General features: G+C 61.9%; 26 protein-coding genes and 1 pseudogene. 16 read left to right on the forward strand and 11 right to left on the reverse strand.

Features of this window, described 5'->3' with window-relative positions; all coding sequences use genetic code 11:
* Nucleotides 1-62 precede the first annotated feature (62 nt).
* On the reverse strand, nt 63-2,288 hold the full coding sequence (locus ABWL43_RS17070; RefSeq protein ID WP_404483236.1) for a DNA internalization-related competence protein ComEC/Rec2: 2,226 nt from the start codon (nt 2,286-2,288) through the stop codon (nt 63-65).
* A 135-nt stretch (nt 2,289-2,423) separates the two neighbouring features.
* On the opposite strand from ABWL43_RS17070, the gene ABWL43_RS17075 reads away from it, so the two are divergent.
* A complete protein-coding gene (locus ABWL43_RS17075; RefSeq protein WP_404483238.1) occupies nt 2,424-2,939 on the forward strand; it encodes a DUF2062 domain-containing protein in 516 nt (171 codons plus the stop codon).
* A 3-nt stretch (nt 2,940-2,942) separates the two neighbouring features.
* On the opposite strand, the gene ABWL43_RS17080 is transcribed toward ABWL43_RS17075, so the two are convergent.
* Entirely contained in the window at nt 2,943-4,301 is a 1,359-nt protein-coding gene (locus ABWL43_RS17080) for a histidine kinase sensor domain-containing protein (protein ID WP_404488442.1), read from the reverse strand.
* The gene (locus ABWL43_RS17085) at nt 4,288-5,013 is read right to left on the reverse strand and encodes a response regulator transcription factor (protein WP_404483240.1); all 726 of its coding nucleotides are present in this window, start codon (nt 5,011-5,013) and stop codon (nt 4,288-4,290) included. The genes ABWL43_RS17080 and ABWL43_RS17085 overlap by 14 nt, the downstream gene beginning before the upstream one ends.
* A 205-nt stretch (nt 5,014-5,218) precedes the next feature.
* Between ABWL43_RS17085 and ABWL43_RS17090 the strand changes: the two are divergent.
* The 4 genes and pseudogenes from ABWL43_RS17090 to ABWL43_RS17105 all read left to right on the forward strand — a co-directional run bounded on the left by ABWL43_RS17090 (nt 5,219) and on the right by ABWL43_RS17105 (nt 9,968).
* Nucleotides 5,219-7,971, forward strand: a pseudogene (locus ABWL43_RS17090) (response regulator).
* A gap of 94 nt (nt 7,972-8,065) precedes the next feature.
* Nucleotides 8,066-9,055, forward strand: coding sequence for a 2-hydroxyacid dehydrogenase (locus ABWL43_RS17095; protein WP_404483242.1), 990 nt, complete (start codon nt 8,066-8,068; stop codon nt 9,053-9,055).
* A gap of 71 nt (nt 9,056-9,126) precedes the next feature.
* Nucleotides 9,127-9,567 (forward strand): hypothetical protein, encoded by a 441-nt coding sequence (locus tag ABWL43_RS17100; protein WP_106579838.1) that lies wholly within the window; start codon nt 9,127-9,129, stop codon nt 9,565-9,567.
* The gene (locus tag ABWL43_RS17105) at nt 9,564-9,968 is read left to right on the forward strand and encodes an META domain-containing protein (protein WP_145164738.1); all 405 of its coding nucleotides are present in this window, start codon (nt 9,564-9,566) and stop codon (nt 9,966-9,968) included. Before ABWL43_RS17100 ends, ABWL43_RS17105 begins: the two co-directional genes overlap by 4 nt.
* A 116-nt stretch (nt 9,969-10,084) precedes the next feature.
* Here ABWL43_RS17105 and ABWL43_RS17110 read toward each other — a convergent pair whose 3' ends face one another.
* Nucleotides 10,085-10,546 (reverse strand): TlpA disulfide reductase family protein, encoded by a 462-nt coding sequence (locus tag ABWL43_RS17110; protein ID WP_197628999.1) that lies wholly within the window; start codon nt 10,544-10,546, stop codon nt 10,085-10,087.
* Nucleotides 10,547-10,662: 116 nt separating this feature from the next.
* Here ABWL43_RS17110 and arsC point away from each other — a divergent pair, with 116 nt between their 5' ends.
* Genes arsC through ABWL43_RS17125 form a run of 3 tightly spaced genes read left to right on the forward strand, consistent with a single transcriptional unit; the run spans nt 10,663 to nt 12,030 of the window.
* Nucleotides 10,663-11,016 (forward strand): arsenate reductase (glutaredoxin), encoded by a 354-nt coding sequence (gene arsC, locus ABWL43_RS17115; RefSeq protein ID WP_404483245.1) that lies wholly within the window; start codon nt 10,663-10,665, stop codon nt 11,014-11,016.
* Complete coding sequence (wrbA, locus tag ABWL43_RS17120) at nt 11,013-11,627, forward strand: NAD(P)H:quinone oxidoreductase (RefSeq protein ID WP_106579842.1); 615 nt, start codon at nt 11,013-11,015, stop codon at nt 11,625-11,627. Before arsC ends, wrbA begins: the two co-directional genes overlap by 4 nt.
* Nucleotides 11,611-12,030 carry a DUF2069 domain-containing protein gene (locus ABWL43_RS17125; RefSeq protein ID WP_404483247.1) on the forward strand — a complete coding sequence of 140 codons (420 nt, stop codon included), beginning with the start codon at nt 11,611-11,613 and terminating at the stop codon, nt 12,028-12,030. The genes wrbA and ABWL43_RS17125 overlap by 17 nt, the downstream gene beginning before the upstream one ends.
* 94 nt (nt 12,031-12,124) lie before the next feature.
* Here ABWL43_RS17125 and ABWL43_RS17130 read toward each other — a convergent pair whose 3' ends face one another.
* On the reverse strand, nt 12,125-12,796 hold the full coding sequence (locus tag ABWL43_RS17130) for a DNA-3-methyladenine glycosylase I (protein WP_404483249.1): 672 nt from the start codon (nt 12,794-12,796) through the stop codon (nt 12,125-12,127).
* Between the two features lie 67 nt (nt 12,797-12,863).
* Nucleotides 12,864-13,688, reverse strand: a complete 825-nt coding sequence (gene ttcA / locus ABWL43_RS17135; RefSeq protein ID WP_106579845.1) for a tRNA 2-thiocytidine(32) synthetase TtcA — start codon at nt 13,686-13,688, stop codon at nt 12,864-12,866.
* 362 nt (nt 13,689-14,050) lie between these two features.
* Between ttcA and ABWL43_RS17140 the strand changes: the two genes are divergently transcribed.
* Nucleotides 14,051-14,653: a Yip1 family protein gene (locus tag ABWL43_RS17140; RefSeq protein ID WP_106579846.1), complete on the forward strand. Its 603-nt coding sequence runs from the start codon at nt 14,051-14,053 to the stop codon at nt 14,651-14,653.
* A gap of 128 nt (nt 14,654-14,781) precedes the next feature.
* On the forward strand, nt 14,782-15,276 hold the full coding sequence (locus ABWL43_RS17145) for a SprT family zinc-dependent metalloprotease (protein ID WP_064454959.1): 495 nt from the start codon (nt 14,782-14,784) through the stop codon (nt 15,274-15,276).
* A 91-nt stretch (nt 15,277-15,367) separates the two neighbouring features.
* On the opposite strand, the gene ABWL43_RS17150 is transcribed toward ABWL43_RS17145, so the two are convergent.
* Complete coding sequence (locus tag ABWL43_RS17150; RefSeq protein ID WP_404483252.1) at nt 15,368-16,549, reverse strand: CaiB/BaiF CoA transferase family protein; 1,182 nt, start codon at nt 16,547-16,549, stop codon at nt 15,368-15,370.
* A gap of 157 nt (nt 16,550-16,706) precedes the next feature.
* Here ABWL43_RS17150 and tusD point away from each other — a divergent pair, with 157 nt between their 5' ends.
* The 6 genes from tusD to ABWL43_RS17180 all read left to right on the forward strand — a co-directional run bounded on the left by tusD (nt 16,707) and on the right by ABWL43_RS17180 (nt 20,143).
* Nucleotides 16,707-17,099: a sulfurtransferase complex subunit TusD gene (gene tusD / locus ABWL43_RS17155; RefSeq protein ID WP_145164727.1), complete on the forward strand. Its 393-nt coding sequence runs from the start codon at nt 16,707-16,709 to the stop codon at nt 17,097-17,099.
* A gap of 1 nt (nt 17,100) precedes the next feature.
* Nucleotides 17,101-17,451, forward strand: a complete 351-nt coding sequence (tusC, locus tag ABWL43_RS17160; RefSeq protein WP_145164725.1) for a sulfurtransferase complex subunit TusC — start codon at nt 17,101-17,103, stop codon at nt 17,449-17,451.
* Entirely contained in the window at nt 17,451-17,729 is a 279-nt protein-coding gene (tusB, locus tag ABWL43_RS17165) for a sulfurtransferase complex subunit TusB (RefSeq protein WP_404483253.1), read from the forward strand. Before tusC ends, tusB begins: the two co-directional genes overlap by 1 nt.
* On the forward strand, nt 17,726-18,061 hold the full coding sequence (locus ABWL43_RS17170) for a TusE/DsrC/DsvC family sulfur relay protein (protein ID WP_145164721.1): 336 nt from the start codon (nt 17,726-17,728) through the stop codon (nt 18,059-18,061). Before tusB ends, ABWL43_RS17170 begins: the two co-directional genes overlap by 4 nt.
* Nucleotides 18,058-19,059, forward strand: a complete 1,002-nt coding sequence (locus ABWL43_RS17175; protein ID WP_404483255.1) for a glycosyl transferase family protein — start codon at nt 18,058-18,060, stop codon at nt 19,057-19,059. Before ABWL43_RS17170 ends, ABWL43_RS17175 begins: the two co-directional genes overlap by 4 nt.
* Nucleotides 19,060-19,147: 88 nt before the next feature.
* Nucleotides 19,148-20,143 carry a glutathione S-transferase family protein gene (locus ABWL43_RS17180; RefSeq protein WP_404483257.1) on the forward strand — a complete coding sequence of 332 codons (996 nt, stop codon included), beginning with the start codon at nt 19,148-19,150 and terminating at the stop codon, nt 20,141-20,143.
* Nucleotides 20,144-20,333: 190 nt separating this feature from the next.
* On the opposite strand, the gene cysG is transcribed toward ABWL43_RS17180, so the two are convergent.
* From cysG to ABWL43_RS17200, 4 genes are read right to left on the reverse strand one after another with little or no spacing between them, the layout of a single operon-like run.
* Nucleotides 20,334-21,728, reverse strand: coding sequence for a siroheme synthase CysG (gene cysG, locus ABWL43_RS17185; RefSeq protein ID WP_119736257.1), 1,395 nt, complete (start codon nt 21,726-21,728; stop codon nt 20,334-20,336).
* The gene (serS, locus tag ABWL43_RS17190; protein ID WP_262207354.1) at nt 21,729-23,009 is read right to left on the reverse strand and encodes a serine--tRNA ligase; all 1,281 of its coding nucleotides are present in this window, start codon (nt 23,007-23,009) and stop codon (nt 21,729-21,731) included. It lies immediately after the preceding gene.
* 15 nt (nt 23,010-23,024) lie between these two features.
* Nucleotides 23,025-23,399 (reverse strand): fluoride efflux transporter CrcB, encoded by a 375-nt coding sequence (gene crcB / locus ABWL43_RS17195; protein ID WP_034098661.1) that lies wholly within the window; start codon nt 23,397-23,399, stop codon nt 23,025-23,027.
* Nucleotides 23,399-24,721 carry a replication-associated recombination protein A gene (locus ABWL43_RS17200; RefSeq protein ID WP_106579856.1) on the reverse strand — a complete coding sequence of 441 codons (1,323 nt, stop codon included), beginning with the start codon at nt 24,719-24,721 and terminating at the stop codon, nt 23,399-23,401. The genes crcB and ABWL43_RS17200 overlap by 1 nt, the downstream gene beginning before the upstream one ends.
* Nucleotides 24,722-24,726: the final 5 nt, after the last annotated feature.

Consider the following 24,726-nt stretch of genomic DNA (forward strand, 5'->3'; position numbering starts at 1 on the left):
TCAGCGGGGCTCGTCAGCCACCGGCCCGCCCGTCGCGGGCCTGGGTCTTGGGCGAGGTTGATTTACGGTAACGCCTCACGCCAGAAGCGGCGTTGACTGCGAGCAACTTCAGGTGGTTCAAAGGCGCCCAATTGCACACGCACGGCGCCTTGCTCGGCGCTGTCGTACACGCGACTGCCCGACGCCTGATAACGCGCCAGCACCTGCGGGTGCGGATGACCGAACGCGTTGCCACGCCCCCGTGAGATCAGGACCGATTTGGGCACCAGCTGTTCCAGTAAGGGCCAGGATGAAGAACTGCGACTGCCATGATGCGGCGCCTGCAGCCAATCGGTCCGTACCGCCAGGGGGGACGCGAGGAAAGCCCGTTCGGCAGCGCGGTCGATATCGCCGGTCAACAGCAGGCGTTCGCCGTTGGCCTTTACACCCAACACACAGGATTTCGGGTTGCTGCTAGTGGCGCCAGGCCACTGCCACAGTTCAAACGCTACACCGTCCCACTCCCACTGCTCGCCACTGACGCAGGGTTGAGTATCGAGCAATGCCGGCAAGCCTTGGGTTTCTCCTCCGATCACCCGCTGGACTGCAAGCCCCTGGGCAACGGCTGGCGCACCGCCCGCGTGATCCGCGTGAGCATGGCTGATCACCAGCAGGTCCAGGGTGTCGACCCCGAGTTTTTTCAACGCGGGCAGCACCACGCGCGCGCCAAGATCAAACTCGCCGGAACGCGGCCCCGCATCGTAAAGCAAGGTGTGATGGCGCGTGCGCAGGATCAGCGCCTGCCCCTGGCCGACATCCAGTTGCACCACGTCCACCTGCCCAAAAGGCACGGGCTGCCTGGGTGGAAAGACCGCCAGCAACAGCATTGGCCAGCCCAGCAGCCGAAACGGCAGGCCTTGGGGCAGCAGCAACAACACCGCGCCCGCCAGGCTTACACACCAATACACCAAGGGCACCTCGGCCGGTATCCAGGCCGGCTGCTGGCTCGCCAGCAGCGTCAGCCCTCTGAAAAGCCCATCAAGTGCGCCGCCGGCCAACCACAGCAAGCTTTCACCCACAAACGGAATCGCCAGCAGCGCAGTCCCCAGTAGGGCCAATGGCAATACCACCAGGCTGATCCATGGCACGGCAAACAGATTGGCCACTGGCGCACTCAGGCTTACAGGCAAGCCAAGCACCAGCAGGAGCGGAAACAAACCGATGGCAATCAACCACTGTGGACGCGTCCATGCGTGCCACAGACTCCATGGGCCCAGGCGCCCGCTGAACGCCAGTACCAGCACCGCGACGGCCGCGAACGACAACCAGAACCCCGGCTGCAAACTCGCCAACGGTTCCAGCACCAGCACGGCGTCGAGCGCCAACAACAGTGGCCACCAGATCCCCAAATGCCGGAAACGCAGACGCCACAGCAATACCAGGCCGACCATCACACAGGCGCGTTGTACCGGCACACCAAACCCAGCCAACAGGCCGTAACCCAGCGCGGCGGCAAACGCCAGGCCACACGCCCATGGCAGCCACGGCAAGGCTCGCGGCCAACAGCCGTGGCGCGCAAGCCCGGCCACCAGGCCGTAGATCAACCCCGCCAGCAAGCCGATGTGCTGGCCGGAGATCACCAGCAGGTGCACGGTTCCGGTGTCCTGCAATACCTGCCAGTCCCTGGCAGCCAGCCCAGAGCCATCGCCCAACACCAGCGCCGCCAAACCCGCCTCGCGCCCTTGGGCGTCCACCGCCGCCAAGTGTTGCCGGACAGCATCGCGCCAGGCATTGCGGGCTGGCGTCAGGCGCTGGCCGTCCTTGACCGATCCCGTGGCGCCGATGCGCTGGGCCAGCAGCCAGGCTTCGTGGTCAAAACCGTGAAAATTGAGCAGCCCCGCGGGCCGCCTCAAGGTGATCGCCAGGCGCCAACGCTCACCACTCTTTACTGGCGGGCCACCGTGCCAGGACACCCGAATGCGCTTGGGTAAGCGGGCTGTGCGTGACCGGCTGTCGGTCAGTTCAAACCGTACGCCAGTGCTTGTCTGCTGCGGCAGCCCGGTCACGCGGCCTTCTACCCAACGCGTCTGGCCATCCAGCGCCGGCTTCAGACGGTCGTCCAAGGCCCACTGCGCGCTCAGGCACGCCCAGCCCAATCCGAACAGGAAAAAGGCCACCGGATAGGTGCGAAAAGGCAACAACATCAACGCAATCACCCAAATGGCCAGTAGCCATCCGGTAGGCGGCAGTGCGGGTAAAAGTCGCAACGAAAGCAGGCCAAGTCCGAGCGCAAACATGCCGATTTTCATGAATCATCCCTTGCAAGTGATCCACTCAGTCTTAGTCGCTCGCCCAGCGCTGCCGATGATGTTTTGTCACAAAGTCTGAATTTTCTGTTTATAGAATGCGGGCATACTTGCCCCTCGAACTGACCTGGACCCCTTATGCCCCGGCGCTTATTCAAACGGTACATGCCCGATCCCACGAGTATCAGGGAACACAAGTCTTTACGATTTCTCGGCACGTTGCTGCATGATCCCAACCTCTGGCACCTGAACCGGCACTCCGTCGCGCGTGCCATGGCGGTGGGCCTGTTCGCGGCATTCATCCCGATTCCGCTGCAGATGTTGCTGGCCGCGATCCTGGCGATTGTGGTGCGCGGCAATATGCCTATCGCTGTCAGCCTGGTGTGGCTGACCAACCCGATCACCATGCCGGTGGTGTTTATCTGCACTTACCTGACCGGTGCCTGGCTGATGAACGTGCCGCCGCGCAGCCTGCCGGACAACCTCACCTGGGAGTGGATCAGCGGCCAGTTGAGCACGCTGTGGCAGCCATTCCTGTTGGGATCGGTGGTTGTGGGGCTGGTGTTGGGCGCGCTGGCCTATTGCCTGACCATGGGCTATTGGCGTTGGTGGGTCGCGCACCAGTGGAAGAAGCGCAAACAACGTCGCGGGTGAAGGCTAACGCGCCAGCAGACGCAAATGCACACGCAGGCCTTGCCCGGTATTTTCCGCCCACAAACGCCCGCCCTGACGCTGCACGGCATTGCGGGCGATGCTCAGGCCCAGACCGAAACCGCCATCACCGGGCCGTGACCCTTCCAAGCGTGTGAACGGCGCGAAAATACGCTCCAGGTCACGCTCATCAATGCCGGCGCCCTGATCCTGGAGCCAGATATGCCAGTAATCAGCGTCTCGACAGCCATCAAGCTGCACCCGCCCATGCGGGGGAGAATGCCGAATGGCGTTACGCAGGATGTTTTCCAGGGCCTGAGCCAGCGCGTTCAGGTTGCCCTGTACCCAGCAGTCCGCGGGCAACCGGCAGGGTAAACGCGACGCCGGCCAATCACTTTCAAAGCAGGCGTTTTCCCTCAGCATGTCCCACAGGGCCGGGAGTTGAATGTCTTCATTGGGCAACGGCGTGCGCTCGCTGTCCAACCAGGCCAGCTGCAGGCTGTCCTCCACCAGGCGCTGCATGGCATCGATTTCCCGGCCCAGGCGCTCACGCAACTGCGTCAAATCCTGTTCACTGTCGCAGGCCACGCGCAAACGGCTCAACGGTGTGCGCAGCTCGTGGGACATGTCCCGCAGCAGTTGTTGCTGCAACACCACCGTGCCCTGCAAGCGCTCGGACATATCGTCAAAGGCCCGGCCCAGTTCGCCCAGCTCGTCCTGACGGCTGGTGGCCTCAGGCGACATGCGCGTATTCAATTGATCGGCGCGCCAGGCATTGGCCTGCTCACGCAATTGATTGAGGGGCATGATCAAAAGCCGATAAAGCCCAATACACAGCAACAGCGTAAACAGGCCGGGGATCACGCCATTGGTCACCACGCGCCAAAACAGCTGGTAGCGCCCCGGCATGAAACGTTGGGGCAGCTCAATCACCAGCGAACCCGCGCCTGGGTCGACCGGAAACGGAATTTTCATCCACGGCAGGCCTTTGACATGCCGGCTGACCGGCCACTCCAGCCCGCGCAGAAAGGTCAGGCGCTGGCTTTCTTTGTCACTCAGTGGCGTGCTGCTCAGAGACTGCAAGTCGTTGCCGATCACACCGATCCACGTGGCCTCACGCCTGGCCATAAGCGCTAACCAGGCATCCACACCTACCCTGCCCTGGGTACTCCAGGCCAGTTCGGCGCCCGCGGCATAACCCCGCAGAATCTCGCGCGACTCCTCGGCCACGTAGGCATTCTGCTCTTCCATGTAGCGGCCCCAGGACCAACTGAGCCAAATCATCAGCAAACAGAACGCGATCAGCAGGCAGGCCAGTTTCCAGAATAACGAATGCTTGCCCGGCAACCGCTCAACGCCCTTCATCATGGCCGCTCAGTACGTAACCCTTGCCCCACACCGTGCGCACTTCACACTCGCTGTAGCCGATGGCCTTGAGCTTGCGGCGAATCTGGCTGACATGCATGTCCAGACTGCGGTCGTGGGGCGCATAACCGCGCTGCAACACATGCTGATAGAGGAAGGCCTTGCTGAGCACTTCGTCAGCATTGCGGTGCAGGGTTTCCAGCAGACGGTATTCGCTGCGGGTCAGCCCGGCACAGTGCGCCTGATAGAAGACGTCGCACAGCTCGTCGTCAAAGCGCAGCGTGCGACTGTTGTCGCGCACCGCCAGAGGCGTGGGCAGCGGGCGCCGGTCCAGGGCCACGCGGCGCAAGATGGCTTCAATGCGCACCCGCAGCTCGATCATGCTGAATGGCTTGGGCAGATAGTCATCCGCACCGAGGCGAAAACCACTGATTCGGTCGGTTTCTGCGCCCAGCGCCGACATCAGGATCACCGGGATGGCATGGCTCTGGCGCAGGTGGGTGAGGATCGACAACCCGTCCATCCCGGGCAACAGGATATCCATCAACACCACGTCGAACGCCTGGTCGCGGGCCATTTGCAGACCTTGCTGGCCATTCTGGCACCACGTCACCTGGAAGCCACAGCGGCCCAGATGCTCATGCACATAAGCACCCAGCACAGGGTCATCTTCAATTGTCAGGATACTGGGTGAGCCAGCTGCGGGAGTCATTAGCGTCTGCAAGTCATTCTCAATCGCTGATTATTCAAGATTAAACTGCCCCAGGCAATCGCCGCCCGGCTCTCAATGGCCCGAAGATCGCGGTATGTCATTAATTTGCGAGATTCCAGGCCGCGCAAATGGCTACACTGCGCAAGTGGCGTGGGCCGGATGCCCGCGCAGATAATCGAAAACAATGTGGTAGCAGGAGAGTGGCGTGCTTAGAAGAATGGGGATAAAAGGCCGCGTACTGTTGCTGACCTTATTACCGACCAGCCTGATGGCCCTGTTGTTGGGGGGTTATTTCACCTGGATGCAGCTCTCGGAGTTGCAAACCCAGTTGCTGCAGCGTGGCGAAATGATTGCCGAGCAATTGGCGCCGCTGGTAGCCCCGGCCCTGAGTAGCAAGAACACCGACCTGCTGGAACGCATCGCTACCCAGTCGCTGGAACAACCGGACGTGCGTGCCGTGTCGTTTCTGGCGCCAGACCGCTCGCCCCTGGCGCACGCCGGCCCGACCATGCTCAACCAGCCGCCCGTCGGTAACAGTTCCCACCTGCTGCAGCGCACCGGCAATGACGCCACGCGCTACCTGCTGCCGGTATTTGGCCGCCACCGCAACCTCGCCGGCGAGCTGATCCCCGATGAAGCCGACCGTTTGCTGGGTTGGGTCGAGGTAGAGCTGTCGCACAATGGCATGTTGTTGCGCGGCTACCGCAGCCTGTTCGCCAGCTTGCTGTTGATCGCCATCGGCCTGATCTGCACCGCCGCGCTCGCGCTGCGGATCAGCCGCACGATCAACTCGCCGATTGGCCAGATCAAGCTGGCCGTGGCCCAACTCAAGGACGGCAACCTGGAAACCCGCTTGCCACCCTTGGGCAGCCAGGAGCTGGATCAGCTGGCCTCGGGCATCAATCGCATGGCCGAAACCCTGCAAAATGCCCAGGAAGAGTTGCAGCACAGCATCGATCAGGCCACCGAAGACGTGCGCCAAAACCTGGAAACCATTGAAATCCAGAACATCGAGCTGGACCTGGCGCGCAAAGAGGCCCTGGAGGCCAGCCGTATCAAGTCGGAGTTCCTGGCCAATATGAGCCATGAGATCCGCACCCCGCTCAATGGCATTCTCGGTTTCACCCACCTGTTGCAAAAAAGCGAACTGTCGCCGCGCCAACTGGACTACCTGGGCACCATCGAAAAGTCCGCCGACAACCTGTTGGGCATCATCAACGAAATTCTCGACTTCTCGAAAATCGAGGCCGGCAAGCTGGTGCTCGACAGCGTGCCGTTCAACCTGCGCGATTTGCTGCAAGACACCCTGACCATCCTCGCGCCCGCCGCCCATGCCAAGCAGCTGGAACTGGTCAGCCTGGTGTACCGCGACACCCCGTTGGCGCTGGTCGGCGACCCGTTGCGGCTCAAGCAGATCCTCACCAACCTGATCAGCAATGCGATCAAGTTCACCCGCGAAGGCACTATCGTTGCCCGCGCGATGGTCGAGGACGAACAGGAGGACAGCGTGCAGCTGCGTATCAGTGTGCAAGACCCGGCATCGGCCTGTCCAACCAGGACGTGCGCGCACTGTTCCAGGCGTTCAGCCAGGCCGATAACTCCCTGTCGCGGCAACCGGGCGGTACCGGCTTGGGCCTGGTGATCTCGAAACGACTGATCGAGCAGATGGGCGGCGAGATCGGCGTCGACAGCACGCCGGGCGAAGGCTCTGAATTCTGGATCAGCCTCAACCTGCCGAAAACCCGCGATGACGTCGACGATCTGCCCAGCGCGCCACTGCTGGGGCGTCGCGTGGCGGTGCTGGAAAACCACGAGCTGGCGCGCCAGGCCCTGCAACACCAACTGGAAGATTGCGGCCTGGAAGTGACACCGTTCAACACCCTGGAAAGCCTGACCAACGGCATCACCAGCGCGCATCAGACCGAGCAGGCCATCGACCTTGCCGTGCTCGGCGTCACGGCCAATGATATTCCGCCCGAACGCCTCAACCAGCATTTGTGGGACCTGGAACACCTGGGCTGTAAAGTGCTGGTGCTGTGCCCAACCACCGAACAGATGCTGTTCAATCAATCGGTGCCCAACCCCAACAGCCAGTTGCAGGCCAAACCGGCCTGCACGCGCAAATTGCGCCGTGCACTGGCCGACCTGATCAGCCCGCGCCCCTTGCGCAGCGAACCCGGCGAGCCGCTGTCCAGCCGCGCGCCGCGCGTGCTCTGCGTGGATGACAACCCGGCAAACCTGCTGCTGGTACAAACCCTGCTCGAAGACATGGGCGCCAAGGTGCAGGCGGTAGAAAGCGGTTATGCCGCCATTGACGCGGTGAAACAGGAAACGTTCGACCTGGTGCTGATGGACGTACAAATGCCCGGCATGGACGGCCGCCAAAGCACCGAGGCTATCCGCCAATGGGAAAGCGAGCGCCACGGCACGCCGTTGCCGGTGGTCGCCCTCACCGCCCACGCCATGGCCAACGAAAAACGCGCGCTGCTGCAAAGCGGCATGGACGACTACCTGACCAAACCCATCAGCGAACGCCAACTGGCCCAAGTGGTGCTGAAGTGGACCGGCCTGGCCCTGCGCAACCAAGGCCCGGAACGCACCAGCGACAGTTCGGGCACAGGCGTGAAACTGTTGGTACTGGACCATGAGGAAGGCCTGCGTCTGGCGGCCAACAAGGCCGATCTGGCCGCCGACATGCTCGCCATGCTGCTGGCCTCTCTGGAAGCCGACCGCCTGGCGATCACCGTCGCCCGCGAAGCCAAAGACAACAATGCCCTGATCGAGCGCGTCCACCGGCTGCACGGCGCCACCCGCTACTGCGGCGTGCCGCAATTGCGCGCCGCCTGCCAACGCGCGGAGACCTTGCTCAAGCAGGACGACGCCAAGGCCATGGCGGCCCTGGATGAACTGGACATGGCGATTGCCCGCCTGGCCAGTGAGGCGCGCGTCAGCGCCTGAGTTTATTTTATAAGCGCGGGCGCTTGCGGCACGGGTTTGCTCCTGTCTTCAAGGGTCTGCGTTTGCAACTCGCAACTTGCAGGGAGCTTTTTTGATGCGCGTCATTCTTTTCAGCAGCCAGACCTACGACCGCGACAGTTTTCTTGGCGAGCCACTGCCGGCCGGCCTTGAGCTGCAATTTCAGCCTGCGCGACTCAATCTCGACACCGTGGCCCTGGCCGAACACCACGAAGTGGTCTGCGCGTTTATCAATGACGACCTCAGCGCCCCGGTGCTGGAGCAACTGGCCGCAGGCGGCACGCGCCTGATTGCCCTGCGCTCGGCCGGTTACAACCATGTCGACCTGCACGCCGCCCAGCGCCTGGGCCTGACCATCGTGCGGGTGCCGGCCTACTCGCCCCACGCGGTGGCCGAGCATGCCGTGGCGCTGATTCTCGCCCTTAACCGCCGCCTGCATCGCGCCTACAACCGCACCCGCGATGGCGATTTCAGCTTGCATGGGCTGACCGGTTTCGACCTGGTGGGCAAGACCGTCGGCGTGGTCGGCACCGGGCAGATCGGCGCCACGTTCGCCAAGATAATGGCCGGCTTCGGCTGCCAAATGCTGGCCTACGACCCTTTCCCCAACCCGCAAGTGCAGGCCCTTGGCGCACGTTATGTGAGCCTGCCCGAGCTGCTGGCGCACGCGCAGATCATCAGCCTGCACTGCCCACTGACCGCCGACAGCAAACACCTGATCAACGCCCGCTCCCTGGCGCAGATGCAGCGCGGCGCAATGCTGATCAACACCGGCCGTGGCGGGCTGGTGGACACGCCGGCGCTGATCGAAGCCCTCAAGGACGGCCAACTCGGCTACCTGGGGCTGGATGTGTATGAAGAAGAGGCCCAGCTGTTTTTCGAAGACCGCTCCGACCTGCCGCTGCAAGACGACGTGCTCGCACGCCTGCTGACGTTCCCCAACGTGATCATCACCGCGCACCAGGCATTTCTCACCCGCGAGGCCCTGGCGGCCATCGCCAGCACCACGTTGGGCAATATTGCCGCGTGGGCCAAAGGCCAGCCGCAGAACCTGGTCGAAGGATGATCGGCGGTCACATACCAGGCTCATGATAGGCCGGCACCCGTGGTAGGATGCCGCGCCTATTTGGAGGATCCATGGCCGAACACGATTTCCGCTTCAGCTTGCTGAGCCCGCAACACACCCTGATCGAATGCCGCGCCCTGGTGCCGGGCCGTTATCAAGTCACCGGCAACGGTGGTTCGATCAAACACGGCGACGTGCTGATCGTCACCCTGCGTGGCAGTAAAACCCTGTCGATGCGCCTGACCGTCGAAGGTGATGCGCGCTACTCCATCCGCCCGGCAGGCCAATGGGTCGCCATGGCCCAGGGGCCGAAATTCGGCGAGCTGGAAATTCATACCTGGAAGGTCAACTGCGACAGCTGCGACACCGTGCTGGAATTTGAATTCGCGGTAGAAACCAAGCTGACCAAAGAGCCGCTGCAACCTGCCGCCAACGCGCGCATCAAGGCCTTGGGCTGGGCCAGCGAAGGCGACAAGCACCGCTGCCCTAAATGCCAGCAGGCCGCGCAATGAAAGGCCTGCTGCTGCTCGCGGCCGTCGGCATGGGCCTGACCGGCTGCGCCGGCGACGCGGTGAAGCTCAAGCAGGATCACAGCTACGTGGTGGAATGGATTGGTGAACGGCCGCTGATGGATTACGCGCACCTGACCGTCACCCTTGGCGCCGATGGTCGCGCCTACGGCAATGGCGGTTGCAACCACTGGTTTGCGCCGTACACCGTTGAGGGTGACAAGCTGAACTTCGGCAAGATCGGCAGCACTCGCAAACTCTGCGCCGAGGCCTTGATGGAGCAGGAGCACCGCTTCTTCCAGGCCCTGCAAGGCGTCGAGCGTTGGGACATCTCGCCGATCGAGCAGACGCGTTTCTGGCCGGCTGAAGGCAAGCCTATTCGGCTGTGGCTTGAAGAAGGCTGATCGACTTCATTGCACACCGGTTTTGCTGTGGGAGCTGGCTTGCCTGGGACAGCATCGACTCGGTATCACAGGCATACCGGGTCGCCCGCATCGCAGGCAAGCCCGCTCCCACACAGTTAACCGCGTAGGGCCTTGAGCTTGGCGAGCACGCCTTGCGCCGTCTGCTCACCCATCAACTGCTCGCGCACCTTGCCCTTGTCATCAATGATGTAGGTCACCGGCAACGCCTCGCTGCGCGGGATATCGAAAATCTCTTCCGGGTTCTGCGCCAGTACGGTGAACTTGATCCCCAGCTTCTCGCTGGCGGCCTTGAGTTCTTCACCCTGCACATTGTCAAAGTTGACCCCGAAAACCCCAACGTTCTGCCCTTTGAGCTGCTCGGCCAAGGCATTGAGTTCCGGGATCTCCGTGCGGCACGGGCCACACCATTCCGCCCAGTAATTGACCACCACCCACTGTTTGTCCAAGCGTTCTGACGCGACCTTCTTACCGTATTGGTCAACGCCGTAGTCGTTACCGCAGCCGCTGAGCAGCAGGGTTGTGATGATCGCCAATGCACCGATCAGTCGCCTTGTCATGGGGTAATCCTTCGCAAAAAATGAACGTTGGCTGCGACCTATCGCCTCTTACGGTTTAAGGACAGGACGCTGCGCAGGTAGAATACCCGCCACCTTACGCAAGATGCGACCCGCACATGACCGATCTGACGCTTTATCACAACCCGCGCTGCTCGAAATCCCGCGGTGCGCTCGAACTGCTGGAAGCCCGCGGCCTCACACCCACCGTCGTGCGCTACCTCGAAACCCCGCTGAACGCCGCGCAATTGAAGACCCTGCTGGGCAAGCTGGGCATCAGCGCACGCCAATTGCTGCGCACCGGCGAAGACGAATACAAAGCTCTCAACCTGGCCGACGCCAGCCTCAGCGAAGCGCAACTGATCGACGCGATTGCCGAACACCCGAAGCTGATGGAACGCCCGATCCTGGAAACCGCCGATAAAGCCGTCATTGGCCGCCCGCCGGAAAACCTGCTGGAGCTGCTGCCGTGACCGCGCCGTATGTGCTGGTGTTGTATTACAGCCGCAATGGCTCGGTGAGCGAAATGGCCCGGCAGATTGCCCGCGGTATCGAGCAAGGCGGGATGGAAGCCAGATTGCGTACCGTGCCGGCGATTTCCACCGAGTGTGAAGCGGTGGCACCGAGCATTCCCGACGAAGGCGCGCTGTATGCCAGCCTCGATGACCTGAAAAACTGCTCGGGCCTGGCCCTCGGCAGTCCGACCCGCTTTGGCAACATGGCCGCGCCGCTCAAGTATTTCCTCGACGGCACCAGCAACCTGTGGCTGACCGGCGCCCTCGTCGGCAAGCCAGCCGGCGTGTTCACCTCCACGGCCAGCCTGCACGGCGGCCAGGAAACCACGCTGATGTCGATGCTGCTGCCGTTGCTGCACCATGGCATGTTGATCACCGGCCTGCCCTACAGCGAACAAGCATTGCTCGACACCCAGGGCGGCGGCACGCCGTACGGCGCCAGCCATCACTCGGGGCCCGACGGCAAGCGCATGCTCGATCAGCACGAAATCACCCTGTGCCGCGCCCTTGGCCTGCGCCTGGCCACCACCGCCATGCTGCTGGAGAACGGCCGTGGCCAGAAAGCCTAAGGTCCTGCCGCCCCAGGCGTGGCTGGAACCACGGGTCTACGTCGCACGCGTGCTCAGCCTGCTGGCGTTTCTTGGGCTGGTGGGGTTGCTGTGCGGGTATTACCTGTTCGTCGCCGACCTGCACGGCGCGCGCCCGTGGGTGATTCTGCTGATCGAACTGGTGCCGCTGCTGGTGCTGGCGCCGGGCATGTTGCTCGGCAGCGCACGCGGGCATTCGTGGATGTGCTTTGTGGTGAACTTGTATTTCATCAAGGGCGCACTGGCGGCCTATGACCCGAACCGCCAGTGGTTCGGGGTGCTGGAGATGCTCGCGAGCCTGGCGGTGTTTTGTACCGCACTGTTATATGTGCGCTGGCGGCATCAGTTGAATCGGCGGCTGGCGGCAGATTTGCAGCCGGCCTGAAGACCGCTATCGCAGGCAAGCCAGCGCCCACATTTTGAACGCGCCGCCGATCAAATGTGGGAGCTGGCTTGCCTGCGATAGGATCAACTCGGCCTCAATAATTCACTGTGTAAGCCAACATCATCGACAACTGACACATCGGCCGCCCGCTCTCGGCGTGCCATTGGTTGAACGCGCCCTGCACCGTCGCCAAATCCCGCAGGCTGGTCGGCACTTTGTCGACGATCTTCTGCGCATTCAACGCCGCCACCACGTCATAGCTCGGTACAAACGTGTCCTTGCCCACCATGCGCAAAAAACGCGGCGCCGACAGCCCGCCCAACTGGTGGCCGTGCTTGCTCAGGTACTTCCACAGACCGACGATATCGGTCACCGGCCAGTCGGCAACAAACGCGCCGAAGCTGCCCTTTTCCTGCTCAATGTCCAGAATCATCTGCGCATTGCGCGGCACGCTCTTGAGCTTGCCCAGGTGACGAATGATGCGCGTGTCCTGCATCAGGCGCTCCAGGTGTTCGGCGCCCATCAGCACGACCTTTTCCGGGTCAAAACCGAAAAACACCTGCTCGAACGCGGGCCACTTGCCATCCACCACACTGTGCTTGAGCCCGGCGCGAAATACCCGCAGCGCCAGGGTGGACAGGTAGCGATCGTCACTGATTTTGCGCAACTGTGCCGGGGTCTTGGGCACAGGCAGGTGGGCTTCCAACTCAGCCGCTGAACCAAAACGGTTCAGACAATATTCGTGCAGCCACTTGTAATCGCGCATGCCCTCTCCTGGCAATTGAATTGAAGACGGCGCCCGTAAGCGCCGTCTTTCAGAGCGTTGAAACGTGTTAGAGGTTCACAACATTGACGAAGCGCGACGCGGCGCTCTCATCGATTTTCAGGCTGGTGAAGTCGAACAGGTTGCGGTCGGCCAGCTGCGAGGGGATCACATTCTGCAGGCTGCGGAAGATGCTTTCGGTGCGGCCCGGGGTCTTGCGCTCCCAGTCCACGAGCATTTCCTTGACCACCTGGCGCTGCAGGTTTTCCTGGGAGCCGCACAGGTTGCACGGGATGATCGGGAATTGCTTGAAGTCGGAGTAGGCCTGGATGTCTTTCTCGTTGCAATACGCGAGCGGCCGGATCACCACGTTGCGGCCGTCATCGGCGCGCAGCTTGGGCGGCATGGCCTTGAGGGAGCCGTTGAAAAACATATTAAGGAAGAACGTCTCGACGATGTCATCACGGTGATGACCGAGGGCCATCTTGGTTGCGCCGATCTCATCGGCAAAGGTGTAGAGCGTGCCACGGCGCAGGCGCGAACACAGCGAGCAGGTGGTCTTGCCTTCGGGGATCAACTCCTTGACCACCGAATAGGTGTCTTTTTCGACGATGTGGTACTCGATGCCCAGCGCTTTCAGGTAGGCAGGCAATACGTGCTCGGGGAAGCCCGGCTGTTTCTGGTCCATGTTGACAGCGACGATCTCGAACTTGATTGGCGCGACCTTTTGCAGGTGCAGCAGCACGTCGAGCATGGTGTAACTGTCTTTGCCGCCGGAGAGGCAGACCATGACCTTGTCGCCGTCCTCGATCATGTTGAAATCGGCGACCGCTTCACCGGCCAGGCGACGCAGGCGTTTTTGCAGTTTGTTCTGGTTGACCGTAAGAGTGCCCATGGCGCTTGGATCCGCTAGAGGTGTGTGACGAAAAGCCGGGCATTTTACCTTCATGACCGACCGAGTTCCATTGTGGGAGCTGGCTTGCCTGCGATAGCGGTGTCACACAACCATTAAAATTTGCTGGCCCACCGCTATTGCAGGCAAGCCGACCTTCACAGTGGACCGAGTCATTACTGACAGACCTCACCGCGATTAGCGCCACTCTTTACAGCGCAATTTGCTCTAAAGCCCTACAGTTTTTCCGGTCATCACTTCCTATACTGCGACGTAAGGTCGCACAACTATCCGGGACCTTTGAGGCCTTTGGCCCGTGGGCGCTCCGATGGGGGGCGATGGTAATAACGACAGGAGTGACTGGCATGATCCATCACGTCGTGGGGCTGTTTACCCATCCCGACCAGGAATGGCGGGAAATTCGTGGCGATAAGGAAGAAAGCATCGGCCACATGTACCTGACTCACACCCTGATTCTCGCGGCGATCCCCGCCGTTTCGGCGTTTATCGGCACTACCCGGGTGGGCTGGGTTATCGGCAGCCGCGCGCCGGTGATGCTGACCCAGGAAAGCGCTCTATGGATGACCCTGATGTCGTATGCGGCCATGCTCGGCGGCGTGGCGGTAATGGGCGCGTTCATTCATTGGATGGCCCGCACCTACGACGCCAGCCCCAGCATGGCGCGGTGCGTGGCATTTGCCACCTACACCGCGACCCCGCTGTTTATCGGTGGGCTGGCGGCGTTGTATCCGCATATGTGGCTGGGCATGGTCGTCGGCACGGCCGCCATCTGTTACACGGTGTACCTGCTGTATGTGGGGCTGCCGACCTTCATGAGCATTGACCCGGACGAGGGGTTCCTGTTTTCCAGCTCGGTGCTGGCGGTGGGTCTGGTGGTACTGGTGGCGATTATGGCGTTTACCGTGATCGTCTGGGGTTTGGGCGTAGGCCCGATCTACACCAACTGAGCGGCTGACCCCGCAGGCAAAGCCACCGCAAGGTGGCTTTGTGCGTCATGCATGACCATTCGGCGCCTGACAGATTCGGAAACACCTGCTTTTGCGGCATACTGGGCGCCTCTGGAGAGATGGTCAGCATGCCCGAGCAACTCAATACCCGCGTCGAAGATTGTTTCCTGCAAGCCGAATCCTTTTTTAAACGAAGCTTCAAACGCCCCCAGGTCAGCCTCAAGCTGCGGGGCCAGAAGGCCGGTGTCGCGCATTTGCACGAGAACCTGCTGCGCTTCAACCCACAGCTGTACCGTGAAAACAGCCAACATTTCCTCAAGCAGACCGTGGCCCATGAGGTTGCGCACCTGATCGCCCATCAATTGTTTGGTGAACGCATCCAGCCCCATGGCGAGGAATGGCAATTGATCATGCGCGGGGTATACGAACTGCCGCCGGATCGCTGCCACACCTATGCAATCAAGCGTCGGCAAGTCACGCGTTACATCTATCGCTGCCCGTGTGCCGACAGTGATTTCCCGTTTTCAGCCCAGCGCCATGGGTTGGTGAACCAGGGGCGACGGTATTTGTGCAGGCGGTGCCGGCATACCTTGGTGTACACCGGGGAAACCCGGGTGGAGTGAGGGCCCCATCGCAGGCAAGCCAGCTCCCACATTTTGACCGCGCCGCCGATCAAATGTGGGAGCTGGCTTGCCTGCGATAGCGGCCGAACAGTTAACCAATCACCTTGGCCCGCCGCAATTCTGCAATTCGTTGCGCACTGAGCCCCAGTTCTTCCAACACTTCATCCGTATGCGCCCCCACCGCCGCCCCAATATGCCGAGCCTCCGGCAACCCCTCGGAAAATTTCAACGGGCAGGCGATTTGCGCCTGAGTCGAACCATCGCCGCGTGGCACTTGGCTGATCAGCGTCCGCGCCTTCAACTGCGGGTGCTCCACCGCTTCACTCAGGCTCAACACCGGCTCAACACACGCATCCACCCCGGCAAACAGCTTGCACAACTCAGCAAAACTACGCTTCTCGAACTCAACCTGCAGCGCCAGCTTCAGGGCTTTTTGCTGTTCCGGCCTGGGCGAGAGCCCCTGCGCCGCCAACTCCGGCCGCCCCAGCGCCGCGCACAGTTGCTGCATAAACGCAGGCTCCAGGCTGCCGACGGACATCCAGCGCCCGTCGCGCGTGCGGTAGTAATCATAAAAACTGCCGCCGTTGAGTACCTGAGTCTCCCACTCCGGCTCGACCCCACAGGCCAGGTAACCCGCGCCGGCCATGGCGTTCAGGCTGAACGAACAGTCCGTCATGCTCACATCCAGGTGTTGGCCAACGCCGCTGTGCTGGCGCGCTATCACCGCCGCCAGCAACCCGACCACCGCGTGCAGCGAACCACCGGCCACATCCGCCAATTGCACGCCCAGCGGCAGTGGCCCGCTGTCCTGGCGCCCGGTGTGGCTGGCAATGCCGGCCAGCGCCAGGTAATTGATATCGTGCCCGGCGCGGTCCTTATAGGGGCCAGTCTGGCCGTAGCCGGTGATCGATACGTAGATCAGCCTGGGGTTGATCGCCTTGAGCGCCGCATAACCCAGTCCCAAACGCTCCATTACGCCGGGGCGAAACTGCTCAAGAACGATGTCGTAGTCCTTGACCAGCTCACGCACGATCTCCAGCGCCTCGGCCTGCTTGAGGTCCAGCGCCAGGCTGCGCTTATTGCGATTGAGGTAGGCGTGGCTGGCCGACGTGCCTTGATCATGCGGCGGCAGAACGCGCAACAGATCCACGCGCGTAGGCGATTCGATCCGCAGCACCTCGGCGCCCATGTCCGCGAGCATCAAGGACGCGAACGGGCCAGGTAGCAAGGTGGAAAAATCCAGCACTTTGAGGGACGCCAAGGGACCTGACATGGAGACTCCATTTCGGTTTCGAATGCCCACAGCGTAGGCAGGCTTGATCCTACCGGCAATCGTCAGAACGATCAGCGAGGGTGACCGTTTTGATCACGGCGGGCTTTTTCGCCGCGGCGGCTTTATCATTGGCCCACGTTTGCTAGCAGAGTGTTCCATGAAGTTCGCAATTGCGCTGTTTTCCGCCGCCCACGCGCCCTCCTCGCGCCGCGCCTTGCTGTTTGCCCAAGCGGCGATTGCCGGTGGGCATGAAATTGTGCGGCTGTTTTTTTATCAGGACGGCGTGTACAGCGCCTCCAGCAACATCGTCGCGCCCCAGGATGAGCAAGATATTGCCCGGCAATGGCGCGAATTTGTCAGCGCGCACCAGCTGGACGGCGTGGTGTGCATTGCCGCCGCCTTGCGCCGTGGCGTGCTCAATAGCGAAGAAGCCACGCGCTATCAACGCAGCGCGGTGAACCTGGATGCGCCGTGGGCCTTGTCGGGCCTTGGACAATTGCACGATGCCGCGCAGGCCGCCGACCGCCTGATCTGTTTTGGAGGGCCGTGACATGTCCAGATCCTTATTGGTAATCAGCCGCCAGGCGCCGTGGTCCGGGCCAAGCGCGCGCGAAGCCCTGGATATTGTGCTGGCGGGCGGGGCGTTCGACTTGCCGATCGGCCTGCTGTTTATGGACGACGGCGTGTTTCAACTGGCGCCGCAGCAAAACGCCAACGCCGTGCAGCAAAAGGATTTGAGCGCCAACCTGCAGGCGTTGGGCCTGTTTGGCATTGATGACGTGTTCGCCTGCGGCCACAGCCTGGCCGAACGCGGGCTCACAGCCCCTGCCAGCGCCCAGGCACTGAGCAACGACGCTATTTGCAAATTGATTGACCGTTACGACCAGGTGATTACCCTCTGATGTCGACTTTACATGTGGTGTCTCATTCACCGTTTACCGATAGCCGCCTCGCCAGTTGCCTGCGCGTGTGCGGCAGTGCGGACGCGATTCTGCTGTGCGGCGACGGCGCCTACGGCCTGCACAACGCGGCGCTGCAAACCAAAGGCGTGAAGGTTTTTGTACTGGCCGAAGACATGCTCGCGCGCAATCTGCCACTACCGGACTGGGCCGACAGCGTGGACTACCCGGGTTTTGTGCAGTTGTCCATCGACTACGACAAGGTCAACAGCTGGCTATGAACACCCTGACCGTAGGCGAACGCACCCTCGAACTGGACAAGGACGGCTACCTCGTCGACCTCAATGACTGGTCTGCAGAGGTCGCCAACGCACTGGCCGCCGCCGAGCCCCTGGAATTGACCGCCGCCCATTGGGAAATCCTCGAACTGCTGCGCGGGTTCTATGAAGAGTTCCAGCTGTCCCCGGCCACGCGCCCACTGATCAAGTACACCGCCTTGAAGCTGGGACCGGAAAAGGGCAACAGCCTGCACCTCAACACACTGTTCAACGGCACTCCCGCCAAACTCGCCGCCAAGTTGGCGGGCCTGCCCAGGCCGACGAATTGCTTATGACCGACTTTGCCCCGCTGACCTTTGAAACCCCTGCCGAGCACCCGTTTGCGCAGTTCGTGCGCATCCTGGGCAAAGGCAAGCGCGGCGCGCGCAACCTCAGCCGTGAGGAAGCCCGCGAAGCCATGGGCATGCTGCTCGACGACAAGGTCGAGGACACCCAGCTCGGCGCCTTCCTGATGTTGCTGCGCCACAAGGAAGAAAGCCCGGAAGAGCTCGCAGGTTTCACCCAAGCCGTACGCGAACGCCTGAACGCGCCGGCGCTGAAGGTGGATGTCGACTGGCCAACCTACGCCGGTAAAAAACGCCACCTGCCGTGGTATTTGCTGGCAGCCAAGTGCCTGGCGCAAAACGGGGTGCGCATCCTCATGCACGGCGGCGGTGCGCACACCGCTGGCCGGTTGTACACCGAGCAATTGCTGGAAGGTTTACAGATCCCGTTGTGCCGTAACTGGCAGCAGGTCGAAACGGCGCTCGAACACGGCAACTTGGCGTTTATTCCCCTGGGCGACTGGGCACCACAACTGCAACGCATGATCGACCTGCGCAACACCCTGGGCCTGCGCTCGCCGATCCACTCGCTGGCGCGCCTGCTCAACCCGCTGAATGCGCGCTGCGGCCTGCAAAGCATTTTCCATCCCGGTTACCAGGGCGTACACCGCGATGCCAGCGGCCTGCTTGGCGACAATGTGATCGTGGTCAAGGGCGATGGCGGCGAAGTCGAGATCAATCCGGACACCGTCAGTCACCTGTATGGCACCACCGGCGGCCAAAGCTGGGATGAAGAATGGCCCGCCCTCTCCGCCCAACGCCACGTCAAACCCGCCAGCCTGGAACCCGAACACTTGAAAGCCGTGTGGCGGGGTGACGCTCAAGACAGCTACCCGCAATTGGCACTGATCGCGACCATGGCCCTGGCATTACGCGGCATCGGCCATCCGCGAGAGCAGGCGTTCGCATTGGCCCAGCAATACTGGGACGCGCGGGACAAATCGATTTAATCGATCATTCCCCCGCAGTCTTTGCGCTTTTAGTTCGAACTCATCCCTTTACACTGGCCTCCAACGCTTATTAGCCAAGGAGCCAGTCATGGGTTTGCTGATCGAAGGACACTGGAAAGACCAGTGGTACGAAAGTAGCGCAGACGGCGCTTTCCAGCGCGAGCAGGCACAGCGCCGCAATTGGGTGACCGCCGACGGTGAGCCCGGCCCGAGTGGCGAAGGTGGCTTCAAGGCCGAAGCCGGTCGCTACCACCTGTATGTTTCCCTCGCCTGCCCCTGGGCGCATCGCACGCTGATCCTGCGCAAGCTCAAGGGCCTGGAAAGCCTGATCGAGGTGTCCGTGGTCAGTTGGTTGATGCTGGAAAACGGCTGGACCTTCGACAAGTCCCACGGCTCTACCGGCGACAAGCTCGACGATTTTGCCTACATGCATCAGCGCTACACCGCCGACACCGCCGACTACACTGGCCGCGTGACCGTGCCGGTGCTGTGGGACAAGCAGCTCAAGCGCATCGTCAGTAATGAGTCGGCGGAGATCATCCGCATGTTCAACAGCGCGTTCAACCACCTGACCGGCAACACGCTGGACTTCTATCCCGAGGGGCTTCGCCAGACGATTGACGCGCTGAACGAGCGCATCTATCCCGCGGTGAACAACGGCGTGTACCGCGCAGGCTTCGCCACCTCGCAAAAGGCTTATGAAAGCGCGTTTGACGATGTGTTTGCCGAACTGGACCACCTGGAGCAGCACTTGGGTAAGCACCGCTACTTGGCCGGCGAATACCTGACCGAAGCCGATGTGCGGCTGTTCACCACGCTGATTCGCTTTGATGCGGTGTATTACAGCCACTTCAAATGCAACCTGCGGCGGATTGCCGATTACCCGAGTTTGTCGAACTGGCTGAGGGAGATGTATCAGTGGCCAGGCGTGGCCGAGACGGTGGATTTTGCGCATATCAAGGGGCATTACTACGCGAGCCATCGCACCATCAATCCGACGGGGATTGTGCCGAAAGGGCCGTTGCAGCATTTTGATGCCGGGCATGATCGCGAGCGGCTAAGCGGTAAAGCCGTCTGGAACTGACACCGCCTCTTCCGGTAGCAATTGGGCTTTCGTGGCGAGCGGGCTTGCCCCGCGTTGGGCTGCGCAGCAGCCCCCGTAAAAACACCGCGTTCTGCCAAGCAAACCGCGGTGTCTGGCTTTAGGGCTGCTGCGCAGCCCAACGCGGGGCAAGCCCGCTCGCCACACTCAAATCACGCACTCAAGGGCGGTGTCAGACCTGGGATTGTGCGCCTTCGAACCACTTCAGCTTTTCGCGCAACACCACCACTTCACCGACGATCACCAGTGTTGGCGCATGCACTTCATGCTCCGCCACCATGCGCGGCAAATCCGCCAGGGTGCCGGTGAAGACACGCTGGTTGGAAGTGGTGCCCTGCTGGATCAACGCCGCCGGCGTATCCGCCGAGCGCCCATGCTTGATCAGCTGTTCGCAGATGATCGGCAAGCCGATCAAGCCCATGTAAAACACCAAGGTCTGCGAGGGGCCAACGAGGTCATGCCAAGGCAGGTCCGAGGTGCCGTTTTTCAAATGCCCGGTGATAAACCGCACCGACTGCGCATAGTCGCGATGGGTCAGCGGAATCCCCGCATACGCCGCGCAACCACTGGCTGCCGTGATACCCGGCACCACCTGAAACGGAATGCCGTGGGCCGCCAACTCCTCGATCTCTTCGCCACCACGGCCAAAGATGAACGGATCGCCACCCTTGAGACGCAGCACACGCTTGCCTTGCTTGGCCAAGTCCACCAATTGCTGGTTGATCTGGTCCTGCGGCACGGCGTGGTCGGCGCGACGCTTGCCGACGTAAACCCGTTCGGCATCGCGACGGCACAGCTCGAGAATGGCCGGCGCCACCAAGCGGTCGTACAGCACCACGTCGGCTTGCTGCATCAGGCGCAAGGCGCGGAAGGTCAGCAGGTCCGGATCACCCGGGCCTGCGCCCACCAGGTAAACTTCGCCCGGCGCATGCGGCGGTTTCCCGTTGACCTTTTCGATCAGCAGGCGCTCGGCCTCATCGCCCTGCCCGGCCAACTGGCGGTCGGCAATCGGGCCCTGGAAAACTTCTTCCCAGAACGCGCGACGCTGCTGCACATCCGGATACAAACCTTTGACCTGGGCACGAAAACGCGCCGCCAACCCGGCCAATTGGCCATAGGTGGACGGAATCCAGGTTTCCAGCTTGGCGCGGATCAGGCGTGCCAACACCGGCGCATCGCCGCCACTGGACACTGCAATCACCAAGGGCGAACGGTCGACAATCGCCGGGAAGATCACGCTGCACAAGGCTGGCGCGTCCACCACGTTGACCGGCACGCAGCGACGCTTGGCATCACTGGACACTTGCGCGTTCAGCGGCTCGTCGTCGGTCGCGGCGATGATCAGGGTGCAACCGTCGAGGTCGGGCTCCTGATAACCGCGCAAAATCAGTTCCCCGCCACTGCCCAGCACCAGTTCACGCAACTGGTCTTCGATCTGGGGAGCAACCACCCGCAACAACGCACCGGCGTCGGCCAGCAGCCGGGATTTGCGCAAGGCAATCTCCCCGCCACCGACGACCAACACACGACTGCCGCGCAGGTTATGAAACAGCGGCAGAAATTCCATTTAGCCGATGACCTCAACGCCCGCCATGTAAGGCTTGAGCACTTCAGGCACACGAATCGAACCGTCAGCCTGCTGGTAGTTTTCCAACACGGCTACGAGCGTACGGCCGACGGCCAGACCCGAACCGTTGAGGGTGTGCACCAGCTCCGGCTTGCCGGTTTCCGGGTTGCGGAAACGCGCCTGCATGCGACGGGCCTGGAAGTCACCGCAGTTGGAGCACGACGAAATCTCACGGTATTTGTCCTGGCTCGGCACCCACACTTCGAGGTCGTAGGTCTTCACGGCACTGAAACCCATGTCGCCGGTGCACAGCGCCAAGACGCGATACGGCAGCTCCAGCAGTTGCAGCACGCGCTCGGCGTTGGCGGTCAGGCCTTCCAGGGCTTCCATCGAGGTCGACGGCTCGACCACTTGCACCATCTCGACTTTGTCGAACTGGTGCTGGCGGATCATGCCGCGGGTATCGCGCCCCGAAGCACCGGCTTCACTGCGAAAGCACGGGCTGTGGGCCACGAACTTGATCGGCAGCTGCTTGGCGTCGAGGATCTCGCCGGCGACGATGTTGGTCAGCGACACTTCGGCCGTCGGGATCAGGTACAGGTCGGCTTCGCCGTCGCGGCTGATCTTGAACAGGTCTTCTTCGAATTTCGGCAGCTGGCTGGTGCCCATCAGCGCCGGCGCCTGCACCAGGTACGGGGTGTAGGCCTCTTCGTAGCCGTGCTCGGCGGTGTGCAGGTTGATCATGAACTGCGCCAGGGCGCGGTGCATGCGCGCGATCGGGCCGCGCAGCAAGGCAAAGCGTGCGCCGGACATTTTGGCGGCGGTTTCAAAATCCAGGCCACCGGTCAGCTCGCCGAGTGCAACGTGGTCCTTGATCTCGAAATCAAAGACCTTGGGCGTGCCCCAGCGGCGCACCTCGACGTTGCCGTCTTCGTCTTCGCCAATCGGCACCGATTCGTGCGGCAGGTTGGGGATGCCCAGCAGGATCGAGTCCAGCTCGCTCTGAATGCCTTCCAGCTCGACTTTGCCGTCGGACAGCTCAGTGCCCATACGCTCGACGTCGGCCATCAGCGGCGCAATGTCTTCGCCGCGCTGCTTGGCCTGACCGATGGATTTGGAACGTGCATTGCGCTCAGCCTGCAGTGCTTCGGTGCGGGTCTGGACGGTCTTGCGCTGTTCTTCCAGCGCTTCGATGCGCGCAACATCCAAGGCAAAGCCACGGGATGCCAGGCGGTCCGCTACGTCCTGAAGGTTGCTACGTAACAGTTTGGAATCGAGCATGTCGGTCTCTCGTTATCAAAGTTTGGTCAAGGACAGGCCAGCCCAGGTGGCGAGCAGCCCGCCGAACACGCTGATACCCAAGTAGCCGAAGGCAACCAGGGCTTGCCCGCTTTCCAGCAGGCGCAGCGTATCCAGTGAAAAGGATGAAAAGGTCGTCAGACCGCCTACAAAGCCGACAATCAAGCCGGCGCGAATCTCAATCGGCACTTCCGGGCGCAACAGGAACCAGCCGTACAACAGCCCGATGATCAAGCAGCCCACCAGGTTGACCGCCAGGGTCGCCGCATAAAAATGCTTGGGCCAATTGGCGCTCACCCACGTACCGGTGGCGAAACGCAATAATGTACCAGCGATGCCGGCTACGGACACGGCAAGAATGGTCTTGAGCACTACTTTCTCCGCTGTTTGGGGCTGAGGCGATCGAGTTGGGCGAGGTGATTGAGCTTTTCACCAATCTTCAGCTCCAGCCCACGGGGCACCGGCTGGTAGAACGGCTGCGGCTCAAGCTCATCGGGAAAATAATCTTCACCGGCGGCATAGGCGTCCGGCTCGTCATGGGCATAGCGGTATTCGTCGCCGTAGCCCAATTGCTTCATCAGCTTGGTCGGGGCGTTGCGCAGGTGCAAGGGCACTTCCAGCGAGCCGTGTTCGGCCGCGGCGCGCAGGGCCGACTTGAAGCCCATGTACACGGCGTTGCTTTTGGGTGCGCACGCCAAGTAAGTGATGGCCTGCGCCACCGCCAACTCGCCTTCCGGGCTGCCGAGGCGTTCCTGCACTTCCCAGGCGGCGAGGCACAGGCTCAGCGCGCGCGGGTCGGCATTGCCGATGTCTTCGCTGGCCATGCGCACCACACGGCGCGCCAGGTACAACGGGTCGCAGCCGCCGTCGATCATCCGCGCAAACCAGTACAGCGCGCCGTCAGGGTTGGAGCCGCGTACGGATTTGTGCAGCGCCGAGATCTGGTCGTAAAAGGCTTCGCCGCCCTTGTCGAAGCGCCGGCGGGTGTCGCCCAGCAGGCTTTGCAGGAGGTCGACGCCGATCTCGCTGTGGTCTTCGGCCAGATCCGACGCGTTTTCCAGCAGGTTGAGAAAGCGACGACCGTCGCCATCGGCGGCGCTCATCAAAATCTTGAAGCCTTCGTCGCTGAGGCTGAGCTGGCGTTTGCCCAGGCCCTTGTCTTCGCTCAATGCACGCTGCAACAGCTTGCGCATCGCCGCTTCGTCCAGGCTCTTGAGCACATAGACCCGCGCCCGCGACAGCAGCGCGTTGTTGAGTTCAAACGACGGGTTTTCGGTGGTGGCGCCGATAAAAATCAGCGTGCCGTCCTCCACATACGGCAAAAACGCATCCTGCTGCGACTTGTTGAAGCGATGCACCTCATCAACGAACAGGATGGTGCGCTTGCCGTATTGCCCGGCCTGCTGCTTGGCCACCTCAACCGCCTGGCGGATCTCCTTGACCCCCGCCAACACCGCCGAAACCGTTTCGAAGTGCGCATCCGAGACCTTCGCCAGCAAGCGCGCCAGGGTGGTCTTACCCACGCCCGGCGGCCCCCAGAAAATCATCGAGTGCAGCGCACCCTGCTCCAGGGCTTCGCGCAATGGCTTACCGCGAGCGAGCAGGTGTTCTTGCCCGACGTACTCGTCCAGGTTGGTCGAACGCAAACGCGCGGCCAAGGGTTGAGCAATCGGGTCACTTCGAAACAAATCCATGGGCA

Origin of the sequence: Pseudomonas sp. HT11 (assembly GCF_044875395.1) — a bacterium.
Lineage (GTDB): Bacteria > Pseudomonadota > Gammaproteobacteria > Pseudomonadales > Pseudomonadaceae > Aquipseudomonas.

Bases quoted from the DNA above. Each gene is read 5' to 3' on its own strand.
- ABWL43_RS17070 (WP_404483236.1), bottom strand. From the start codon at position 2,288: ATGAAAATCGGCATGTTTGCGCTCGGACTTGGCCTGCTTTCGTTGCGA.
- ABWL43_RS17075 (WP_404483238.1), top strand. From the start codon at position 2,424: ATGCCCCGGCGCTTATTCAAACGGTACATGCCCGATCCCACGAGTATC.
- ABWL43_RS17080 (WP_404488442.1), bottom strand. From the start codon at position 4,301: ATGAAGGGCGTTGAGCGGTTGCCGGGCAAGCATTCGTTATTCTGGAAA.
- ABWL43_RS17085 (WP_404483240.1), bottom strand. From the start codon at position 5,013: ATGACTCCCGCAGCTGGCTCACCCAGTATCCTGACAATTGAAGATGAC.
- ABWL43_RS17095 (WP_404483242.1), top strand. From the start codon at position 8,066: ATGCGCGTCATTCTTTTCAGCAGCCAGACCTACGACCGCGACAGTTTT.
- ABWL43_RS17100 (WP_106579838.1), top strand. From the start codon at position 9,127: ATGGCCGAACACGATTTCCGCTTCAGCTTGCTGAGCCCGCAACACACC.
- ABWL43_RS17105 (WP_145164738.1), top strand. From the start codon at position 9,564: ATGAAAGGCCTGCTGCTGCTCGCGGCCGTCGGCATGGGCCTGACCGGC.
- ABWL43_RS17110 (WP_197628999.1), bottom strand. From the start codon at position 10,546: ATGACAAGGCGACTGATCGGTGCATTGGCGATCATCACAACCCTGCTG.
- arsC (WP_404483245.1), top strand. From the start codon at position 10,663: ATGACCGATCTGACGCTTTATCACAACCCGCGCTGCTCGAAATCCCGC.
- ABWL43_RS17130 (WP_404483249.1), bottom strand. From the start codon at position 12,796: ATGCGCGATTACAAGTGGCTGCACGAATATTGTCTGAACCGTTTTGGT.
- ttcA (WP_106579845.1), bottom strand. From the start codon at position 13,688: ATGGGCACTCTTACGGTCAACCAGAACAAACTGCAAAAACGCCTGCGT.
- ABWL43_RS17140 (WP_106579846.1), top strand. From the start codon at position 14,051: ATGATCCATCACGTCGTGGGGCTGTTTACCCATCCCGACCAGGAATGG.
- ABWL43_RS17145 (WP_064454959.1), top strand. From the start codon at position 14,782: ATGCCCGAGCAACTCAATACCCGCGTCGAAGATTGTTTCCTGCAAGCC.
- ABWL43_RS17150 (WP_404483252.1), bottom strand. From the start codon at position 16,549: ATGTCAGGTCCCTTGGCGTCCCTCAAAGTGCTGGATTTTTCCACCTTG.
- tusD (WP_145164727.1), top strand. From the start codon at position 16,707: ATGAAGTTCGCAATTGCGCTGTTTTCCGCCGCCCACGCGCCCTCCTCG.
- tusC (WP_145164725.1), top strand. From the start codon at position 17,101: ATGTCCAGATCCTTATTGGTAATCAGCCGCCAGGCGCCGTGGTCCGGG.
- tusB (WP_404483253.1), top strand. From the start codon at position 17,451: ATGTCGACTTTACATGTGGTGTCTCATTCACCGTTTACCGATAGCCGC.
- ABWL43_RS17170 (WP_145164721.1), top strand. From the start codon at position 17,726: ATGAACACCCTGACCGTAGGCGAACGCACCCTCGAACTGGACAAGGAC.
- ABWL43_RS17175 (WP_404483255.1), top strand. From the start codon at position 18,058: ATGACCGACTTTGCCCCGCTGACCTTTGAAACCCCTGCCGAGCACCCG.
- ABWL43_RS17180 (WP_404483257.1), top strand. From the start codon at position 19,148: ATGGGTTTGCTGATCGAAGGACACTGGAAAGACCAGTGGTACGAAAGT.
- cysG (WP_119736257.1), bottom strand. From the start codon at position 21,728: ATGGAATTTCTGCCGCTGTTTCATAACCTGCGCGGCAGTCGTGTGTTG.
- serS (WP_262207354.1), bottom strand. From the start codon at position 23,009: ATGCTCGATTCCAAACTGTTACGTAGCAACCTTCAGGACGTAGCGGAC.
- ABWL43_RS17200 (WP_106579856.1), bottom strand. From the start codon at position 24,721: ATGGATTTGTTTCGAAGTGACCCGATTGCTCAACCCTTGGCCGCGCGT.